Origin of the sequence: Pseudomonas sp. B3G-3 (genome assembly GCF_028640915.1) — a bacterium.
In the GTDB taxonomy this organism is placed as follows: domain Bacteria; phylum Pseudomonadota; class Gammaproteobacteria; order Pseudomonadales; family Pseudomonadaceae; genus Aquipseudomonas; species Aquipseudomonas chlororaphis_I.
In genome coordinates, this window is record NZ_JAQZAB010000137.1 from 200,068 (window position 1) to 216,672 (window position 16,605).

Consider the following 16,605-nt stretch of genomic DNA (forward strand, 5'->3'; position numbering starts at 1 on the left):
GTCGAGGTTTCAGGCCAGCCTGTGTGGCAATGATCGCAGCGAGCTGCCAGGGATGATGGCGGCGCATTCGATGACGCCATCGCCGGCAAGCCGGGTCGCCGCCCGCTGGCTCCTACAGGTTTGTGGAGCGCCGGGTAGTCCGCGTCTGGCGCTCGCTTTTGTAGGAGCGAAGCTTGCTCGTGATAGCGGTGGTCCATTCGCTTGCGCAGTTACTGCCTTAGCCCAGCACCTCGCGCAACCGATGCCACAGCATGCCCAGCGCCAGCAGCGGCGCGCGCAGGGCCGGGCCGCCGGGGAAGGTCATGTGCGGCACTGCGCTGAAGATATCCAGGCCCCGGCTGTGGCCGGCGTGGATGGCTTCGGCCAGCAGGCGCGCGGTCCAGTGGGTGACGTTGACCCCGTGCCCGGAGTAACCCTGGGCGTAATACACGTTGGGGTACTGGCGCAGGCGCCCGACCTGGGGGAAGCGGTTGGCGGTGATGCCGATCTTGCCGCCCCATTGGTAGTCGATGCCCACGTGCGCCAACTGTGGGAACACTTTGAGCAGCTTGGGCCGCATATAGGCGCCGATGTCCGCCGGGTCGCGCCCGGAGTAGTGGCAGGCGCCGCCGAACAGCAGGCGCCGGTCCGCCGAGAGCCGGTAGTAGTCGAGGCCGACCTTCTGGTCACAGAGCGCCAGGTTCTGCGGGATCAGTTCGGCGGCCAGGGCCGGCGCCAGGGGCTCGGTGGCGACGATGTAGCTGCCCGCCGGCAGCACCTTGCCGCTCAGCCGTGGCTCCAGGTCATCCAGGTGGGCGTTGCAGGCCAGCACCAGGCTGCCGGCGCGCACCGTGCCGTTGGCGCAACGCACCTGCACGCTGTCGCCGTGGATCAGCTCCAGCACCGGGCTCTGCCCGAAGATCCGCACCCCCAGCGACCGGGCCAGGGCGGCCTCGCCGAGCACCAGGTTGAGCGGGTGCAGGTGCCCGGACCCCATGTCCACCAGGCCCCCGGCATAGCACGACGAGGCCACCACCTGGGCCATGTCCTGCGGGGCCACCAGGCGGGTTTCATGCACGTAGCCCAGCGCCGCCAGATGCTCCTGCTCGGCCTGGAACGCCGCGAACTGCGCCGGGGTATTGGCCAGCTCGCAGAAGCCCCAGCGCAGGTCGCAGTCGATGCCGTGTTCGCGCACGCGCTGGCCGACCAGCGCCACCGAGTCGATGCCGGCCTGCTCCAGGTAGCGCACGCCCTCGGCGCCGACGTAGCGGGCAAAACCGCTGACGTCGTGGCCGATACCGCGGATCAGTTGCCCGCCGTTGCGCCCGCTGGCACCCCAGCCGATGCGCCGGGCTTCCAGGAGGATCACCGACAGGCCGCGCTGCGCCAGTTCGATGGCGGTGTTGACCCCGGTGAAACCGCCGCCGATCACGCAGACATCGGCGCTCAGGTCTGCATTTAGGTCAGTGTTCAGGGGCGGGTAGTCCGGCAGCGCGTTGGCCGAGGCGGCGTAGTAGGAGCGGGTGTGTTGCGCGTGGCTGTGCTGATTCATTTGTTGGACTTCACTTTGCTCCAGGCGCGGGTCATCAGGCGCATGGTCTGCGGGCTCTGGGTGCTGGAGATGTACAGCTTGTCGAGCACCGCCTGGGGTGGGTAGACCTCGGGGTTGTTCACCAGCTCAGGGGCCATGAATTGCTGGGACGCCGGGTTGGGGTTGGCGTAGCCGACGTAGGCGCTGACCTTGGCGATCACCTGCGGGTCCAGCAGGTAGTTGATGAAGGCATGAGCCTCCTTGGGGTTGCTCGCGTCCGCCGGGATCGCCAGCAGGTCGAACCACAGGTTGCTGCCTTCCTTGGGAATCGAATAGGCGATCTTCACCCCGTTCTTGGCTTCCTTGGCGCGATTGGCGGCCTGGAACACGTCGCCGGAATAACCGAAGGCCAGGCAGATATTGCCGTTGGCCAGGTCCGAGACGTACTTGGAGGAGTGGAAGTAGGTGATGTAGGGACGGATCGCCAGCAGCTTGGCTTCGGCTTTCTTGTAGTCCGCGGGGTTTTCGCTGCGCGGGTCCAGGCCCAGGTAGTTGAGCATCGCCGGGAACACTTCGTCCGGCGAGTCCATCATCGACACGCCGCACTGGCTGAGCTTCTTCAGGTTCTCCGGTTCGAAGAACACCGCCCAGGAATCGATCCTGTCGACGCCCAGCACCTGCTTGACCTTGTCGACGTTGTAGCCGATGCCGTTGGTGCCCCACAGGTAAGGCACCGAGTACTGGTTGCCGGGGTCGTTCTGCTCCAGCAGGGCCAGCAGTTTCGGGTCGAGGTTCTGCCAGTTCGGCAACTGCGCGCGGTCCAGCTTGAGAAAGGCCCCGGCCTTGACCTGCCGCGCCAGGAAGTGGTTGGACGGCACCACCACGTCATAGCCGGTGCGGCCGGCCAGCAGCTTGCCTTCCAGGGTTTCGTTGGAGTCGAAGACGTCGTAGATCACCCGGGTCCCGGTTTTTGCCTGGAAGTCGGCGAGGGTGGTCTCGCCGATATAGTCGGTCCAGTTGTACACGCTGACTTTCGATTCAGCCTGGGCCGTGGCGCCGAACAGCACCGTCAGGGCCAGCGGAACCACCGATTTCCATAGACGCATAGCGATACCCCTTTTGCGGTTGTTATTGGTTTGCCAAATTCATGAAGCCCTGTAGCCCCTGTAGCCCCTGTAGCCCTGTAGCCGCTGCCGAGCGCCAGCGAGGCTGCGATCGGCGGCGCAGCCGACGCAAACCCGGCAACCGCCTTGCATCAGGTACACCGCGTGCGACGGTCTGGCGATGGCTGCGCCATCGAGCGCAGCCTCGCTGGCGCTCCGCAGCGGCTACAACGGTGTGCGCAGCAGTGCGCGCAAGCCTCAGACGCTGAGCAACAGGAACTCGCGTTCCCAGGAGCTGATCACGCGCTTGAAGTTCTCGTGCTCGGCGCGTTTCACCGCCACGTAGCCGCGCACGAACTTGCTGCCCAGGTAGCGCTCGAGGGTCGGGCACTCTTCCATGCGGGTCAGGGCGTCTTCGATGGTGATCGGCAGGCGCAGGTTGCGCCGCTCGTAGGCCCGGCCTTCCACCGCGGCGCTCGGCTCGATGCCCTCGACCATGCCCAGGTAACCGCACAGCAGGCTGGCGGCGATGGCCAGGTAGGGGTTGGCGTCGGCGCCGGGCAGGCGGTTTTCCACGCGCATGGCTTCCGGGCTGGAAGTCGGCACGCGCAGGCCGACGGTGCGGTTCTCTTCGCCCCATTCGACGTTGACCGGCGCCGAGGTGTCCGGCAGGAAGCGGCGGAACGAATTGACGTTGGGCGCGAACATCGGCAGCACCTGGGGGATGTATTTCTGCAGGCCGCCGATGTGATGACGGAACAGCTCGCTCATGCGGCCCTCGGCGTCGGCGAAGATCGGCTTGCCGGTGGCGCTGTCGACCACGCTCTGGTGCAGGTGCATGGCGCTGCCGGGCTCGTCGGCTACCGGCTTGGCCATGAAGGTGGCGGTGACGTTGTGCTTGAGCGCGGCCTCGCGCAGGGTGCGCTTGAACACGGTGATCTGGTCGGCCAGGTCGAGGGCGTCGCCGTGGCGGAAGTTGATTTCCATCTGCGCCGGGCCGTCTTCGTGGATCAGCGTGTCGAGGTCCAGGCCCTGGGCTTCGCACCAGTCGTAGACGTCCTCGAACAGCGGATCGAATTCGTTGGCGGCGTCGATGGAGAACGACTGGCGCCCGCTCTCGGCCCGGCCGGAGCGGCCCAGCGGCGCCTTCAATGGCAGGTCCGGGTCTTCGCAGCGCTGGGTCAGGTAGAACTCCATTTCCGGCGCGACGATCGGCTGCCAGCCCTTGTCGGCGTACAGCTGCAGGACTTTTTTCAGCACGTTGCGCGGCGACAGCTCGATGGGGTTGCCGAACTTGTCGAAGGTGTCGTGGATGACGATGGCGGTCGGCTCGATGGCCCAGGGCACCAGGTAAATGCCCGAGGCGTCGGGGCGGCAGACCATGTCGATGTCGGCCGGGTCCAGCAGGTCGTAGTAGATATCGTCGTCGACGAAGTCCCCGGTTACCGTTTGCAACAGCACACTTTCCGGCAGGCGCATGCCTCGCTCATGCAGGAACTTGTTGGTGGGCGCTATCTTGCCGCGGGCGATGCCGGTCAGGTCGCTGACCACGCATTCCACTTCGGTAATCTTGTGTTCTTTCAGCCAGGCAGACAGCTGATCGAAAGGGGCATTCATAAGGACCTCGTCAATGATTGTCGGTGACGCGCCAGTGCTTGGGGTGGCCCGGCAAGGCTTCCCCTGTGGCGCGTTGGCGACTATCTTGGGCAAGCCTTGCGGTTCCATCTATCCACTTTAAGTAGCACCAAAGCGCACCAAAAGAGTGCGCAAGGTCCCTTCATGACAGCGTCGACAGCTCTTCAGGTCCAGGCCTTCAACACCTTCGATGTGGCCGATCAGATCCGTGCCACCCCGGGTTGGGTGCAGCATTACCAGCAGATGTCGCCCGGGCATTTCGCCGGGCAGGTGCGTTACCTGGACCTGCAAGGGGTGCAGATCTACGAGGAGTGCATGAACACCCGGGTCGAGCAGAATTTCAGCGCGCCCGAGGACTCCCTGGCGTTCTGTTTCGATCGCAGCGACAACGCCCTGTACCTGCTCAACGGCGAGAGCCGCAACATCTGGATCACCCCGGAGAACTACCAGGAAATCGCCGTGGTGTTCGGCCCGGAATTCGTCCGCGGCCATGGCCTCGACGCGCAGCGCCTCGACGGCCTGTTCCTGGCGCCGCTCAACTGCGGGCAGAACGCCTTGTTCAGCCGCTGGCTCAGCGCGACCCTGACGCGCCTGTCGCAGACCCTCGACCCACCAAGTCGCGAAGCGCTGACCCAGCAGCTGCTCGACGACTGCCTGTTTATCCTCGACAACGCCTGTGTGCGCCTGGACGGCGGCGGCCTGCGCCGGCGCGCCGAGGAGCGGGCGATCATGCAGCGGGTCGCGGAATGGGCGGCGGAAGGCCCGGAAGACAGCCTCAACCTGCTGGAGCTGTCGCAGGTGGCCGGGGTTTCCCTGCGCCAGTTGCAAGGCGCGTTCAGGGCCTTCGCCGGCATGGCGCCGACCCAGTGGCTGCGCCTGCGCCGGTTGAACAGCGCGCACCGCGAACTGCTCAGCCGCGGCCCGGACGAAACCACCGTGGCCGAGGTGGCCATGCGCTGGTCGTTCTGGCACCTCGGGCGGTTCTCCAGCAGCTACCGCGCGCTGTTCAAGGAACTGCCGAGCGAGACCCTGCGCCGCGGCCAGCGTTGAGGTTTCGCTGGCCGTGGGCTTGCAGGGGCGTCGCCATTTCGCGCCTCATGCGCGGGGATCGCGGTCGGCCGAAGGGCGGCGCTGGCCGTTGCGGCTCGGCCGCGGCGGCCTGGCCTGGTCATCCTCGTGCGCGCTTCCCTCAGGGTGCTCGCGCAGGTAGCGCCACAGCGCCTGGGCGATGGTATTGCCGTTGAGCCCATTGCCGAAGACTTCCTGGCCAATGCTCAAGCCGAGCTTGCGATAGCTCTCGAACTGCGCTTCGTCGAAGAACTGGTCGACGGTGGGCTGGTTGGGGAAGGACTGGTTGATCAGCGCGTAGTTCTGCACGTCCGGCGATACCGAGGCGATCAGCCGTGGCTTGAGCACCAGGATGCGGCTGATCAGGGTGTCTGGCTTGGTGCAGGCGTAGACGTTGAGCAGCAGCGCGCAATGCAGGTCCGCCGGCGAAGGCGCGGTCTTGAAGTACTCCATGCGCGCGAACACCTTGCCCAGCACCTCGTCATCGGCGATCTGCGTGTCTTCCCTGATCTCCAGGCCATGGTCGATGCGCGCCAGGCGGATGAGGTTGCTCAGGTCGTCAAACTGGTAATCGGGGTCGCAGCCACAGTCGCACATCACGATCAGCTCGACCTGGCGTGCCTCGCGCAGCAGTTCGTAGGCCGCGGTGTTCTCGAAGTGGCCGCCGTCGGAGAGGTACTGATAGTCGCGCCGATGGCCATGGAAGTGCGCGGTCAATTCGTAGAACAGGTAGGTCTGGGTCGGCAGCCAGTGCGACAGCTTCAGGCCCAGGGACTGCTTGGGTTTTTCCGGCCTGTCCTCGATAAAGCGGCTGGGCCACCAGTTGCCCAGGCGCACGTTGGCCAGGCCCAGCAGCAGCGACATGCCGAGGCTGGTGGCGCGTCCCAGGCCGGTGGTGAAGGCCGCGCCGGAAACGCCTATCCATTGGCCGATGGTCAGCGGGTAGGCGATTTCCGAAGCGGGGATGTTGTCCACGTCGCGCTGATAGACCTTGCCGTCGAGGATGAAGCTCCCTTCGCCCTTGACGCTGCCCGGCGCCAGGCACAGCGGCTTGCCTTTGCGATCGCGCTGCACCAGTTGTTCGGCCGGGTCGACCGTGAGGTTCATGGTCACGTTGATCAGGTGCAGCGGGCCGGCGCTGGGCGTGCCGTAGTAGTGCTCGACGCTGATGTCGTCGTTGCTCAGCGGCTCGGCCACGCTCATGTGCTTGCGCCGTTGCTCGGGCGTGCCGTCGAAGCGCTTGCCGTTGGTGGCGCCCATGTAGGCGCGAACCAGGCGGGCGCTGTAGTAGGACTGCAAGGACGAGGTATTGAGGAAGCCGACGAAGCGGCTGCTGACCCAGGTCAGGGCCGCCGCGACGCCCGCCAGCACGGCCAGCCGCAGCACATAGCCGTCTTCCTGCAGGCGGATACCGCCATCGGCGGTGACCCACAGAACGAACAGCATCCACACCAGGCAGACCGCCGCCAGCAACAGCAGGCCGCCGATCAGGCTCATGACCTCCAGGGGCAGCAGGCGCAGCCAGTCCGGCAGGCTCTTCTCGTCGCGCAACAGCGCCAGGCGGCGCACCAGCCAGATCAGCAGCGCAAGGATGCCGACGGTGCCCTGGGTCAGGCTCTGCAGGTGCAGGTAGATCGCTTCGGACAGCGACACCAGGAACGCGGCGAACAGCAGCGCGCCGAGGGCCATGATGACCTGCGACAGCACCCGGGTGACCTCGACCCGGTAGTTGCGCACGGTAAAGATCCCGTCTTCGTCGTTGGCCTTGCGGGTCCGGTACTTCAGGTGCCAGATCAGCAGCCAGGCGTAGACGATGCCCAGCAGCGCGATGGCGGCGAACCCGAGGAACAGGTAGCGCACGTTCGGCCTGTCGTCCGGTTGTTGCAGCAGCGCCCAGATACCGACGAAGAGCAGCGCCATCACCGTGCAGGCCGCGGCCGCCAGGTTGCTCAGGGCCGGCGGATTGCTCAGGCTGTTTTTCGGCAGCACCAGCCAATAGGCCAGGCAGCAGGGCAGCAAGCCGAGGATGAACACCGCGCCGGGCAGCAGGAACAGATTGGGCAGGTACTCCACCTGCAACAGCATCAGCAACGACAGCAGCAGGACGATCGGCATGCCGATGACGAAGTGCAGCGACAGCCAGTTGCGCCAGGTGATCGCCAGGGCGTAGAGCGCGTCCCCCGAACCGGTCGGGGTCAGGTAGCGGCCGTTCTCCCGGAGCCAGGCGGTGGGGCCCTTGCCGATGTCTTTTTCGCTGGAAAAGTCGATGGCGGTGCTGATGCGTCCCGGCGGCTCGTAGTGCAGCACCTCATAGGCGTTGATCGCGGCGGTCCTGGCCGCTTGCTGGGCGGGCGACAGGTGCGAGGCTTCGGCGCGCTCCTGGGCCTGCTCGCGGCGCAGGCGATTGGGGATGAACAGGCTGGAGAAGAAACTGCCGATATAACCGCCGCCGCTGACCGTGGAGAGGTAGTCGAAACGCGGCAGCAGGGTGGTGGTGAGGTTGTCTTGCGCTGTTCTCGACTTGCGTGGGTTGGCCTGTTCCGGCGCGTTGGCCCGGGCCATCGCCTGCAACACCCCCAGGCAAAAGGTGGCGCTGCGGATGCCGCCGCCGGACAGCGCCAGGCCCCAGGTCTTGAGGGGCTGGCCGTCCGGTGCGGGAAGGTATTTGAGACCCAATGCAGCACGGCGGTTCTCGATGCGCTTCCTTTCCCCCTCGTAGTGCTGGGTCGAGTCCATGATTGCTCCTTGCAAATCAAATAGTGGCATTGTGCATATAGGATTAAAGCAGAACGCCGTCAGATTTTTCCGAATACAAGGAGCAACTCTGGATGAAGTTCACGAAATATTCTTTATTTAGAAATGTAATTAAAAATCATAGGCTTAGAGGGTTAATGCGGCTGTATCAGGATCAATGAATGCCTTGACCCCGGCCTGCAACCGCTGTGTAACTTGCCTGTTACTTGAGGTCACTACTTTGCGTGGGTCGCTATTTCCCGCCCTGTAACTTCAAGGAATTCAACCGCGTATGCCTACTCTCACTCGCAGGAAGCTCATGCAGGCCGCCGCCATCGGATCGGCCTTTACCTTACTGCCAGACTCCATCCGCCAGGCCCTGGCGATCCCCGCCAACAACCGCACCGGCACCATTCGCGACGTCGAGCACGTGGTGATCCTGATGCAGGAAAACCGCTCCTTCGACCATTACTTCGGCACCTTGCCCGGGGTCCGCGGTTTCAGCGATCGCTTCACCATCCCGCTGCCCGGCAAGCGTTCGGTGTGGGAGCAGCAGGGCGTCGGGCGCGTGGTGCTGCCGTATCACCTGGACAGCTCGCGGGGCAACGCGCAGCGGGTCAACGGCACGCCGCATTCGTGGATCGACGAGCACGCGGCCTGGGGCAGCGGGCGCATGAGCGCCTGGCCGACCTTCAAGACCAACACCTCCATGGGCTACTACCGCGAACAGGAGCTGCCGTTCCAGTTCGCCCTGGCCAACACCTTCACCCTGTGCGATGCCTACCACTGTTCGGTGCACGCCGGGACCAACCCCAACCGCCTGTTCCACTGGACCGGCACCAATGGTCCGACCGGGGCCAACGTGGCCGCGGTGGTCAACGAATGGGACGGCCCGGGCGCGGTGGACGTCGGCTACACCTGGAAAACCTACCCCGAGCGCCTGGAAGAGCGGGGCGTCAGCTGGAAGATCTACCAGTACCTGCCGGACAACTTCGGCGACAACCCCCTGGCCGGTTTCCGCCAGTACCGCCGCGCCAGCGTGGCGGCCGGCAACCCGGCGCAGCCGCCGGAAGACTTCACCGCCTTCGTGCCTTACAGCGACGCGCTGAATGCCCGGGTGCCGCTGTACAAGGGCAATGGCAACACCTTGCCGGCCCGCAGCGGCAGCGATCTGGAAGGCATGATCGCGGGGTTTCGCAACGACGTGCAGCAGGGCAAGCTGCCCAAGGTCAGCTGGATCGTCGCGCCGGCCACCTATTCCGAGCACCCGGGGCCGTCGAGCCCGGTGCAGGGCGGCTGGTTCACCCAGGAAATCCTCAAGGCGCTGACCGACAACCCCGAGGTCTGGAGCAAGACCGTGCTGCTGGTCAACTACGACGAGAACGACGGTTTCTTCGACCATGTGCCGTCGCCCTCGGCGCCTTCACGCCGCCTGGACGGCAGCTTCGCCGGCAAGTCGACGGTGGATTTCGACAGCGAGGTGTTCACCCACCCGGCGCCACCGGGGACCACCCAGCAACCGCGCCCGGACGGCGGTATCTACGGCCCGGGCCCTAGGGTGCCGATGCTGGTGCTGTCGCCGTGGAGCCGCGGCGGCTGGGTCAACTCCCAGGCGTTCGACCACACCTCGGTCCTGCAATTTCTCGAGAAGCGCTTCGGCGTGCGCGAGCCGAACATCAGTGCCTGGCGCCGCGCGGTGTGCGGCGACCTGACCTCGGCCTTCAACTTCGTCAATCCCAACAGTGAAATCCTCCCGCCGCTGCACACCACCACCCGCCAGGCCGCGGACCTGCTGCGCCAGCGCCAGGAACAACTGGCCCAGGTGCCGCTGCCGGACGCCAGTCGCCAGCAACTGCCGCAGCAGCAGCGCGTGGCCCGGCCGTCGCGGGCCTTGCCGTATCGGCTGAATGTCGAAGCCAAGGCCAAGCGCAAGGCGTTGAGCCTGACCCTGAGCCTGCAGAACAGCGGGGAGCAGGGCGCGGTGTTCCATGTCTACGATCGCCTGCACCTGCTGGACATTCCCCGGCGCTATACGGTTGAGGCGGGCAAGCAGCTCAAGGACAGCTGGCAGACGGCGGGGCGCTACAAGCTGTGGCTGCTGGGGCCCAACGGTTTCCACCGCAGCTTCCACGGCAACCTGCTGGAGCGTCAGCCCGAGGTGTCGATGTTCAGCCGCGGCAACAACCTGCAGCTGACCCTGAGCAACCCGGGCAAGGAGCCGGTGTCGATCACCATCGACCGTTGCCCCTACACCCATCAGGGGCCATGGCGCTTCGACGTGCCCGGGCGCAGCGAGATCCACCAGATGTTCGCCTGCCAGGCCAGCGGCGGCTGGTACGACCTGACCGTGCGTGCCGAGGGCGGCTGGCTGCGGCGCCTGGCCGGGCGCCTGGAAACCGGTGCCCACAGCATCAGCGACCCGTTGATGGGCGTGTAACCCGCGCACCCGTGCCCGGCCCGCAAGGGGCCGGGCGCTGTTCCAGCCCCGACCAGGCCCTGCGCCTGGAACGCTGCATGCCCCTGGGATCATGGTCCCAGGGCGCCCGCCGATTTTCCCCGTCAGATGAAAACTAGACGCGTATCACACGAAAGGACTTGGTTTGCCTTATGAATATTAATTAGAATCAGTCTCATTTGAATAATCCTTCGCGCAGGGCTCTTGACATGATTGAAGCAGCGACGCCACCGGAGCAAAGCCTACATGCCCTGTACCGCGATCATCGAAGCTGGCTCGAGAGTTGGTTGCGCCAGCGCATGGGCAACGCCTGGGATGCGGCGGACCTGAGCCAGGACACCTTCCTGCGCGTGCTCACCAGCTCCCAGCAACTGGTCGACCTGCGCGAGCCGCGGGCCTACCTGGTGACCGTCGGCAAGCGCCTGCTGAGCAACTTCTATACCCGGCGCAAACTCGAACAGGCCTACCTGGACGCGCTGGCCAGCCTGCCCGAAGACAGCGTGCCGTCCCCGGAACAGCGCTGGGTGCTGCTGGAAACCCTGCAAGCCCTCGACGAACTGCTCGATGGCCTGCCGCCCCTGGTGCGCCGGGCATTTCTCTGGAGCCAGCTGGAAGGGCTGGGCTACCGCGAGATCGCCGAACGCCTCGACGTCTCGGAACGCACCGTCAAGCGCTACATGGCCCAGGCCTACGAACACTGCCTGCTGGTGGAACTGTGATGCGCTCGGCGCCGTCCAGCGAAACCCGCGAAGTGGCCCGCGCCGCGGCCCAGTGGCTGGCGCTGCTGGAATCCGGCGCGGCCAACGCCGACGATCACGCCCGCTTGCAGCACTGGCGCAACAGCAACAGCCGTCACGAAAGCGCCTGGCAGAAGGCTCAGCAGCTGCGCCAGCGTTTCTCCGCGCTGCCGTCGGCCCTGGCGCTGGCCACCCTGGATCGTCCCGAGCCGTCGCGGCGCGCGGTACTCAAGCGCGCCCTCGGCGTCGCCGCACTGGTGCCGACCGCCTGGCTGCTGACCCGCCAGTTACCCCTGGACGTATGGCGCGCCGACCTGCAGACCGGCACCGGTGAACACCGCACAGTGCCCCTGGCCGATGGCAGCTCCTTGCAGTTGAACACCGCCAGCGCAGTCAACGTCGACCTGGGTGCGCGGCAAGTGACCCTGGTGCGCGGCGAGATGGCGCTCAAGGTGGCGGGCAGCGCGCCGCTGACCATCCAGGCGCGTTACGGGCGCATCATCGTCAGCCGCAGCGAAGTCTGCGTGCGCCTCAACGAGCACGATTGCCGGGTGTCGGTGGTCAGCGGCTCGGTGCAGCTGCAACCCTTGTTCGGGCCGCAACTGGTGTTGCGCGAAGGCCAGCGGGTCCGGCTGCGCGCGGAGGGCGTCGGGCAGATCGACGCCTTCGATGCGCAGCTGCCGGGCTGGCGCGACGGCGTGCTGATGGCGCAGAACCAGCCGCTGGGGGATTTCCTGCGCGAGCTGAGCCGTTATCGTCCGGGCCTGCTGCGCTGGGACCCGGAACTGGAAGCCTTGCGCGTCACCGGCAGCTTCCGTCTCGACAACACCGACCGCGTGCTGTCGCTGCTGGCCGCCAGCCTGCCGCTGCAAGTGCATTCGCGCACCCGCTACTGGGTGACGCTGATCCCGCAGAAAAGCCAGCCGAAAAACACCCCGCCAAAAAATATTGGCTGAAGCCTGTCCCTTTTTTTCGCCTCGCCGGTCATTCCAGGTAAGTGAACAAAAAACGAGAGCTTCCTCCCATGCCCGCAGTATTGCCTTACCGTTTGCGCCCGGTTGCCCCCGGCCTGCGCCCGTTGTTGCACTTGGGCCTCATGCTGTCCCTCAGTTCCAGTCCGTTCTTCATCCAGGCCAGCTGGGCCGACGATGCCGCGCGGCGCAGCTATCAGGTGCCGGCCGGCCCGCTGAGCGCCGCGCTGACCCGTTTCGCCGGTCTGGCGGGAGTCAACCTGTCGGTGGACCCGCAGCTGGTCAGCGGGCGCAACAGCAGCGGGCTGTCCGGCGAGTACGGGGTGGAAGAGGGCTTTGCCCGTTTGCTGCAAGGTTCCGGCCTGCAACTGCAACCGGTGGGCGAACAGGCTTATATCCTCACCCCGGCGCCGCAAGGCGGCAGCCTGCAACTGGCGCCGACCTCGATTCTCGGTGCCAGCGGCGCGACCGACAGCGACGTCTTCGCCGGCGGCCAGGTGGCGCGCCGGGGTTCCCAGGGCCTGCTGGGCTCGAAGGACTTCATGGAAACGCCGTTCAGCATGACCACCTACACCAGCGAGGTGGTGAAGAACCAGCAGGCGCGGACCCTCGGCGACCTGATCGCCAGCGACCCCTCGGTGCGCGCCACCAACCCGGCGGGCGGTCGCTACGAGCAGTTCACCATCCGCGGCTTCAGCCTGTTCAACAGCGATGTCGCCTACAACGGCCTGTATGGCGTGCTGCCGACCTATACCATCGACATGGAAATGGCCGACCGGGTGGACATCCTCAAGGGCCCGACCCAGCTGATCAACGGCATCTCGCCGCGGGGCAGCGTCGGCGGCGGGATCAACGTGGTGCCCAAGCGCGCCACCGACAAGCCCATCACCGAATTCACCGGCAGCTACGCCTCCGACAGCCAGGTCGGCGGTGCGGTGGACATCGGCCGACGCTTCGGCGAGGACAACAAGTTCGGCGTGCGCCTGAACGCGGTCAAGCAGTCCGGCGACACTAAGTGGGATCATCAGAGTGTCGACCGCGAGATGGCGGTGCTGGGCCTGGACTTCCGTGGCGAACGCCTGCGCCTGTCGACGGACATCGGCCACACCGAGCGCGATACCGACGCGCCCCAGGAGCGGGTGCAGATCGGCGCCAACGCCAAGGTGCCGGACGCCGACGATGTGCGACACAACTATGCGCAGTCCTGGAGCAAGGCGCGGACCAAGGACACCTTCGGCACGGTCAACGCCGAATACGACGTCAATGATTCGGTCATGCTGTACGGCGGCGTCGGCGCGCGCAAAAGTAACCACGACTTCCTCCGTCATGCCGTGTCGATCACCAACGACGCCGGCGACTTCAGCGTCCAGCCCCGCGACTTCACCCGCGACGAAAACGTGCGCACCACCACGGCGGGCGTGCGCAGCTGGTTCCATACCGGCCCGGTGAGCCATGAGGTCAACCTGGCGGCCAGCTACTTCTACATGGATTTCGAAAACGGCGGCGCGCGCTATGCCGCATCCCCCAGCAACCTCTACAACCCACGGCCGACGCCGACCCCGTCGCGGCCGACGCGTTTGGACCCCAAGGTCTACACCGAGAACCGCTTCAGCGGCGTGGCGCTGTCCGACACCCTGGGCTTCTTCGATGACCGCCTGCTGCTGACCCTCGGCGCGCGCTGGCAGCGGGTCAAGGTCGACGACTGGAGCGACGGCGTCAAAGGCGACACCGCCTACGACGAGGAAAAGGTCTCGCCTTCGGGTGGCCTGCTGTTCAAGGCCACCGATCAGTTGTCGCTGTACGTCAACTACATGGAAGGCCTGAGCCAGGGCAAGATCGCGCCGTCGACCTCGATCAACGAAGACGAAATCTTCCCGCCGTTCATCAGCCGCCAGGTCGAGGCCGGCGCCAAGTACGACGCCGGGGCGTTCGCCCTGACCGCCGCGGTGTTCCGCATCAAGCAGCCGGCCTACGAGACCAACGCCACTACCCGGGTCTTCGGCCCGAACGGCAAGCGCCAGAACGACGGCGTCGAGTTGAGCGTGTTCGGCGAGCCGCTCAAGGGCTTCCGCCTGCTGGGCGGGGTGATGTACATCGACAGCGAACTGAAGGACACCACCAACGGCACCTTCGACGGCAACCGGGCGCCGGCCACGCCGAAGTACAACGTCAACCTGGGTGCCGAATGGGATGTGCCGAAAGTCCAGGGCCTGACCCTGACCGCGCGCGGCATCTATTCCAGCTCGCAGTACCTTGACCAGGCCAACAGCAAGGAAATCGACTCCTGGGAGCGTTTCGACCTGGGTGCGCGCTACGCATTCAAGCTCGACGACAAGGACATCACCTTGCGCGCCAATGTCGAGAACGTGCTGGACAAGCGTTACTGGAGTTCGGCCGGGGCCTCGGACGACAGCGAGCCGGGCTTGACCCTGGCGACGCCACGGACCCTGTTGCTTTCGGCAACCGTAGGTTTCTGAGAAACGATGCGGACAAGCGCCACAGGGAAGGGCGCACCACCGTATCGATCGGCCATGACCGGTTCCCCGGTCGAGGAAGGATGTATGCCCGTTATTACATGATGAACTTGCCGGCCTCTTGAATGAGGTATTGGCCATTTAATGGCAACTAACGAAGTTGTCAGGAAGATGGCAATAACATGGCTAACTCATGGCATCGTTAATGACTTTTCCCAGGTTTATCAACTTGGTTTTTGGCGTGCGCGCGCTATTTAACTTATGCCTGGAAGTGCTATGTAAATTTCCAAATAAGTTCGAATAAGCAGTTGCACCTTTTTATTAATGATAATAATTTGCATGTCGAATTTAACGAGGGTGAACAGATGTTGAATGATGGCATATTGCGCACTAGTCCTCTGCAAAAAACCAATGCCGACTATCTGGCCCGGCAAGGCAAGTTCGAATCCAATGTGCGCAGTTATCCGCGCAAGTTGCCGCTGGCCATCGCCAAGGCACACGGGGTCTGGGTCACCGACGTCGAAGGCAAGACCTACCTGGATTGCCTGGCCGGCGCCGGCACCCTGGCCCTGGGGCACAACCACCCGGCGATCATGGCCAGCCTCGACAGCTTCCTGGCCTCGGGCCTGCCCATGCACACCCTGGACCTGACCACCGTGGTCAAGGACGCCTTCAGCGAAACCCTGCTCAGCCTGCTGCCGGGCCAGGGGCGCGACTACTGCCTGCAATTCTGCGGGCCGTCCGGGGCGGACGCGGTGGAAGCGGCGCTGAAACTGGCCAAGACCCACACCGGGCGGCACAACGTCATCAGTTTCTCCGGGGCCTACCACGGCATGACCCACGGCGCCCTGGCGCTGACCGGCAATACCGCGCCGAAGAACGCCATCGCCGGCCTGATGCCGGGGGTGCAGTTCATGCCGTACCCCCACGAATACCGTTGTCCCCTGGGCATCGGCGGCGAGGCCGGGGTCGAGGCGCTGACCCATTACTTCACCCAGTTCATCGAGGACGTGGAAAGCGGCGTGTCCTTGCCGGCGGCGGTGATTCTCGAGGCCGTGCAGGGCGAGGGCGGGGTCAACTGCGCGCCGGCCAGCTGGCTGCGGGCGATCCGCGAGGTGACCCGCAAGCACGGCATCGTGCTGATCCTCGACGAAGTGCAGGCCGGTTTTGCCCGCACCGGCAAGATGTTCGCCTTCGAGCACGCCGGCATCGAGCCGGACATGATCGTCATGTCCAAGGCGGTGGGCGGCGGCCTGCCGATGGCGGTGCTGGGCATCAAGCGCGAGTTCGATGCCTGGGAGCCGGGCAACCACGCCGGCACCTTCCGCGGCAACCAGATGGCCATGGCCGCGGGCCTGGCGACCCTGCAGGTGCTGCGCGAGCAGAACATCGCGGCCCTGGCCGAGCGCCGCGGGCAGTGGCTCAAGGAGCAATTGATGGCCTTGCAACAGAACTATCCGGCCCTGGGCCAGGTGCGCGGGCGCGGCCTGATGCTGGGCATCGAGATCGTCGACGAGCGCCAGCCGGCCGACCGCCATGGGCATTTCCCGTCGGACCCGAGCCTGGCCGTGGCCATCCAGCAGCACTGCTTCAAACAGGGCCTGCTGCTGGAGCGTGGCGGACGTCGGGGCAACGTGATTCGCCTGTTGCCGCCGCTGGTCATCGACGACGAACAGTGCCAGCAAGTTATCCAGCGTTTTACCCGCGCGGTGGCGGACGCTTTATTGCAGACCCGTTCTTGAAGGGCTGTTTCGGGGATTAACCGAAGTCGATAAAAGTGTGTCGTTTTTCACACTTTAAGTTCCTGGTAGAAAACTGTCAGATGAAAAGTTTTATTTGAAAGTGTAAGCGGATGATTTCGTCCGACGGGTATCTGTCGGCTTTTCAGTGTGGCCGAAGAGCAACTAACCATTTGCCGC

The 16,605-nt window shown here is 65.2% G+C and carries 10 protein-coding genes; 6 read left to right on the forward strand and 4 right to left on the reverse strand.

Annotated features, from left to right (window positions below; translation table 11 throughout):
* Positions 1-217: 217 nt before the first annotated feature.
* From PVZ80_RS33350 to PVZ80_RS33360, 3 genes are all read right to left on the reverse strand, one after another.
* Entirely contained in the window at positions 218-1,531 is a 1,314-nt protein-coding gene (locus PVZ80_RS33350) for an NAD(P)/FAD-dependent oxidoreductase (protein ID WP_273865097.1), read from the reverse strand.
* A complete protein-coding gene (locus tag PVZ80_RS33355; RefSeq protein ID WP_273865098.1) occupies positions 1,528-2,616 on the reverse strand; it encodes a polyamine ABC transporter substrate-binding protein in 1,089 nt (362 codons plus the stop codon). The genes PVZ80_RS33350 and PVZ80_RS33355 overlap by 4 nt, the downstream gene beginning before the upstream one ends.
* Before the next feature lie 255 nt (positions 2,617-2,871).
* Positions 2,872-4,230: a glutamine synthetase family protein gene (locus PVZ80_RS33360; RefSeq protein WP_009049149.1), complete on the reverse strand. Its 1,359-nt coding sequence runs from the start codon at positions 4,228-4,230 to the stop codon at positions 2,872-2,874.
* A gap of 162 nt (positions 4,231-4,392) precedes the next feature.
* On the opposite strand from PVZ80_RS33360, the gene PVZ80_RS33365 reads away from it, so the two are divergent.
* Positions 4,393-5,298 (forward strand): helix-turn-helix domain-containing protein, encoded by a 906-nt coding sequence (locus tag PVZ80_RS33365; RefSeq protein ID WP_273865099.1) that lies wholly within the window; start codon positions 4,393-4,395, stop codon positions 5,296-5,298.
* A 45-nt stretch (positions 5,299-5,343) separates the two neighbouring features.
* Here the strand turns inward: PVZ80_RS33365 and PVZ80_RS33370 are convergent, their stop codons facing one another.
* A complete protein-coding gene (locus tag PVZ80_RS33370; RefSeq protein ID WP_273865100.1) occupies positions 5,344-8,052 on the reverse strand; it encodes a hypothetical protein in 2,709 nt (902 codons plus the stop codon).
* 289 nt (positions 8,053-8,341) lie between these two features.
* On the opposite strand from PVZ80_RS33370, the gene PVZ80_RS33375 reads away from it, so the two are divergent.
* The 5 genes from PVZ80_RS33375 to PVZ80_RS33395 all read left to right on the forward strand — a co-directional run bounded on the left by PVZ80_RS33375 (position 8,342) and on the right by PVZ80_RS33395 (position 16,428).
* Positions 8,342-10,486 carry a phosphocholine-specific phospholipase C gene (locus tag PVZ80_RS33375; RefSeq protein WP_053269125.1) on the forward strand — a complete coding sequence of 715 codons (2,145 nt, stop codon included), beginning with the start codon at positions 8,342-8,344 and terminating at the stop codon, positions 10,484-10,486.
* 227 nt (positions 10,487-10,713) lie between these two features.
* Positions 10,714-11,223 (forward strand): sigma-70 family RNA polymerase sigma factor, encoded by a 510-nt coding sequence (locus tag PVZ80_RS33380; protein WP_007925423.1) that lies wholly within the window; start codon positions 10,714-10,716, stop codon positions 11,221-11,223.
* Positions 11,223-12,197, forward strand: a complete 975-nt coding sequence (locus tag PVZ80_RS33385) for a FecR domain-containing protein (protein WP_009049145.1) — start codon at positions 11,223-11,225, stop codon at positions 12,195-12,197. The genes PVZ80_RS33380 and PVZ80_RS33385 overlap by 1 nt, the downstream gene beginning before the upstream one ends.
* A 68-nt stretch (positions 12,198-12,265) precedes the next feature.
* Positions 12,266-14,689, forward strand: a complete 2,424-nt coding sequence (locus tag PVZ80_RS33390) for a TonB-dependent receptor (protein ID WP_273829409.1) — start codon at positions 12,266-12,268, stop codon at positions 14,687-14,689.
* 362 nt (positions 14,690-15,051) lie between these two features.
* Positions 15,052-16,428, forward strand: a complete 1,377-nt coding sequence (locus PVZ80_RS33395; RefSeq protein ID WP_273865101.1) for a diaminobutyrate--2-oxoglutarate transaminase — start codon at positions 15,052-15,054, stop codon at positions 16,426-16,428.
* Positions 16,429-16,605: the final 177 nt, after the last annotated feature.

Excerpts from the sequence above, each read along its gene's own strand:
- PVZ80_RS33370 (WP_273865100.1), bottom strand. The coding sequence starts at position 8,052 with ATGGACTCGACCCAGCACTACGAGGGGGAAAGGAAGCGCATCGAGAAC.
- PVZ80_RS33395 (WP_273865101.1), top strand. The coding sequence starts at position 15,052 with ATGTTGAATGATGGCATATTGCGCACTAGTCCTCTGCAAAAAACCAAT.
- PVZ80_RS33355 (WP_273865098.1), bottom strand. The coding sequence starts at position 2,616 with ATGCGTCTATGGAAATCGGTGGTTCCGCTGGCCCTGACGGTGCTGTTC.
- PVZ80_RS33380 (WP_007925423.1), top strand. The coding sequence starts at position 10,714 with ATGATTGAAGCAGCGACGCCACCGGAGCAAAGCCTACATGCCCTGTAC.
- PVZ80_RS33365 (WP_273865099.1), top strand. The coding sequence starts at position 4,393 with ATGACAGCGTCGACAGCTCTTCAGGTCCAGGCCTTCAACACCTTCGAT.
- PVZ80_RS33390 (WP_273829409.1), top strand. The coding sequence starts at position 12,266 with ATGCCCGCAGTATTGCCTTACCGTTTGCGCCCGGTTGCCCCCGGCCTG.
- PVZ80_RS33350 (WP_273865097.1), bottom strand. The coding sequence starts at position 1,531 with ATGAATCAGCACAGCCACGCGCAACACACCCGCTCCTACTACGCCGCC.
- PVZ80_RS33375 (WP_053269125.1), top strand. The coding sequence starts at position 8,342 with ATGCCTACTCTCACTCGCAGGAAGCTCATGCAGGCCGCCGCCATCGGA.
- PVZ80_RS33360 (WP_009049149.1), bottom strand. The coding sequence starts at position 4,230 with ATGAATGCCCCTTTCGATCAGCTGTCTGCCTGGCTGAAAGAACACAAG.
- PVZ80_RS33385 (WP_009049145.1), top strand. The coding sequence starts at position 11,223 with ATGCGCTCGGCGCCGTCCAGCGAAACCCGCGAAGTGGCCCGCGCCGCG.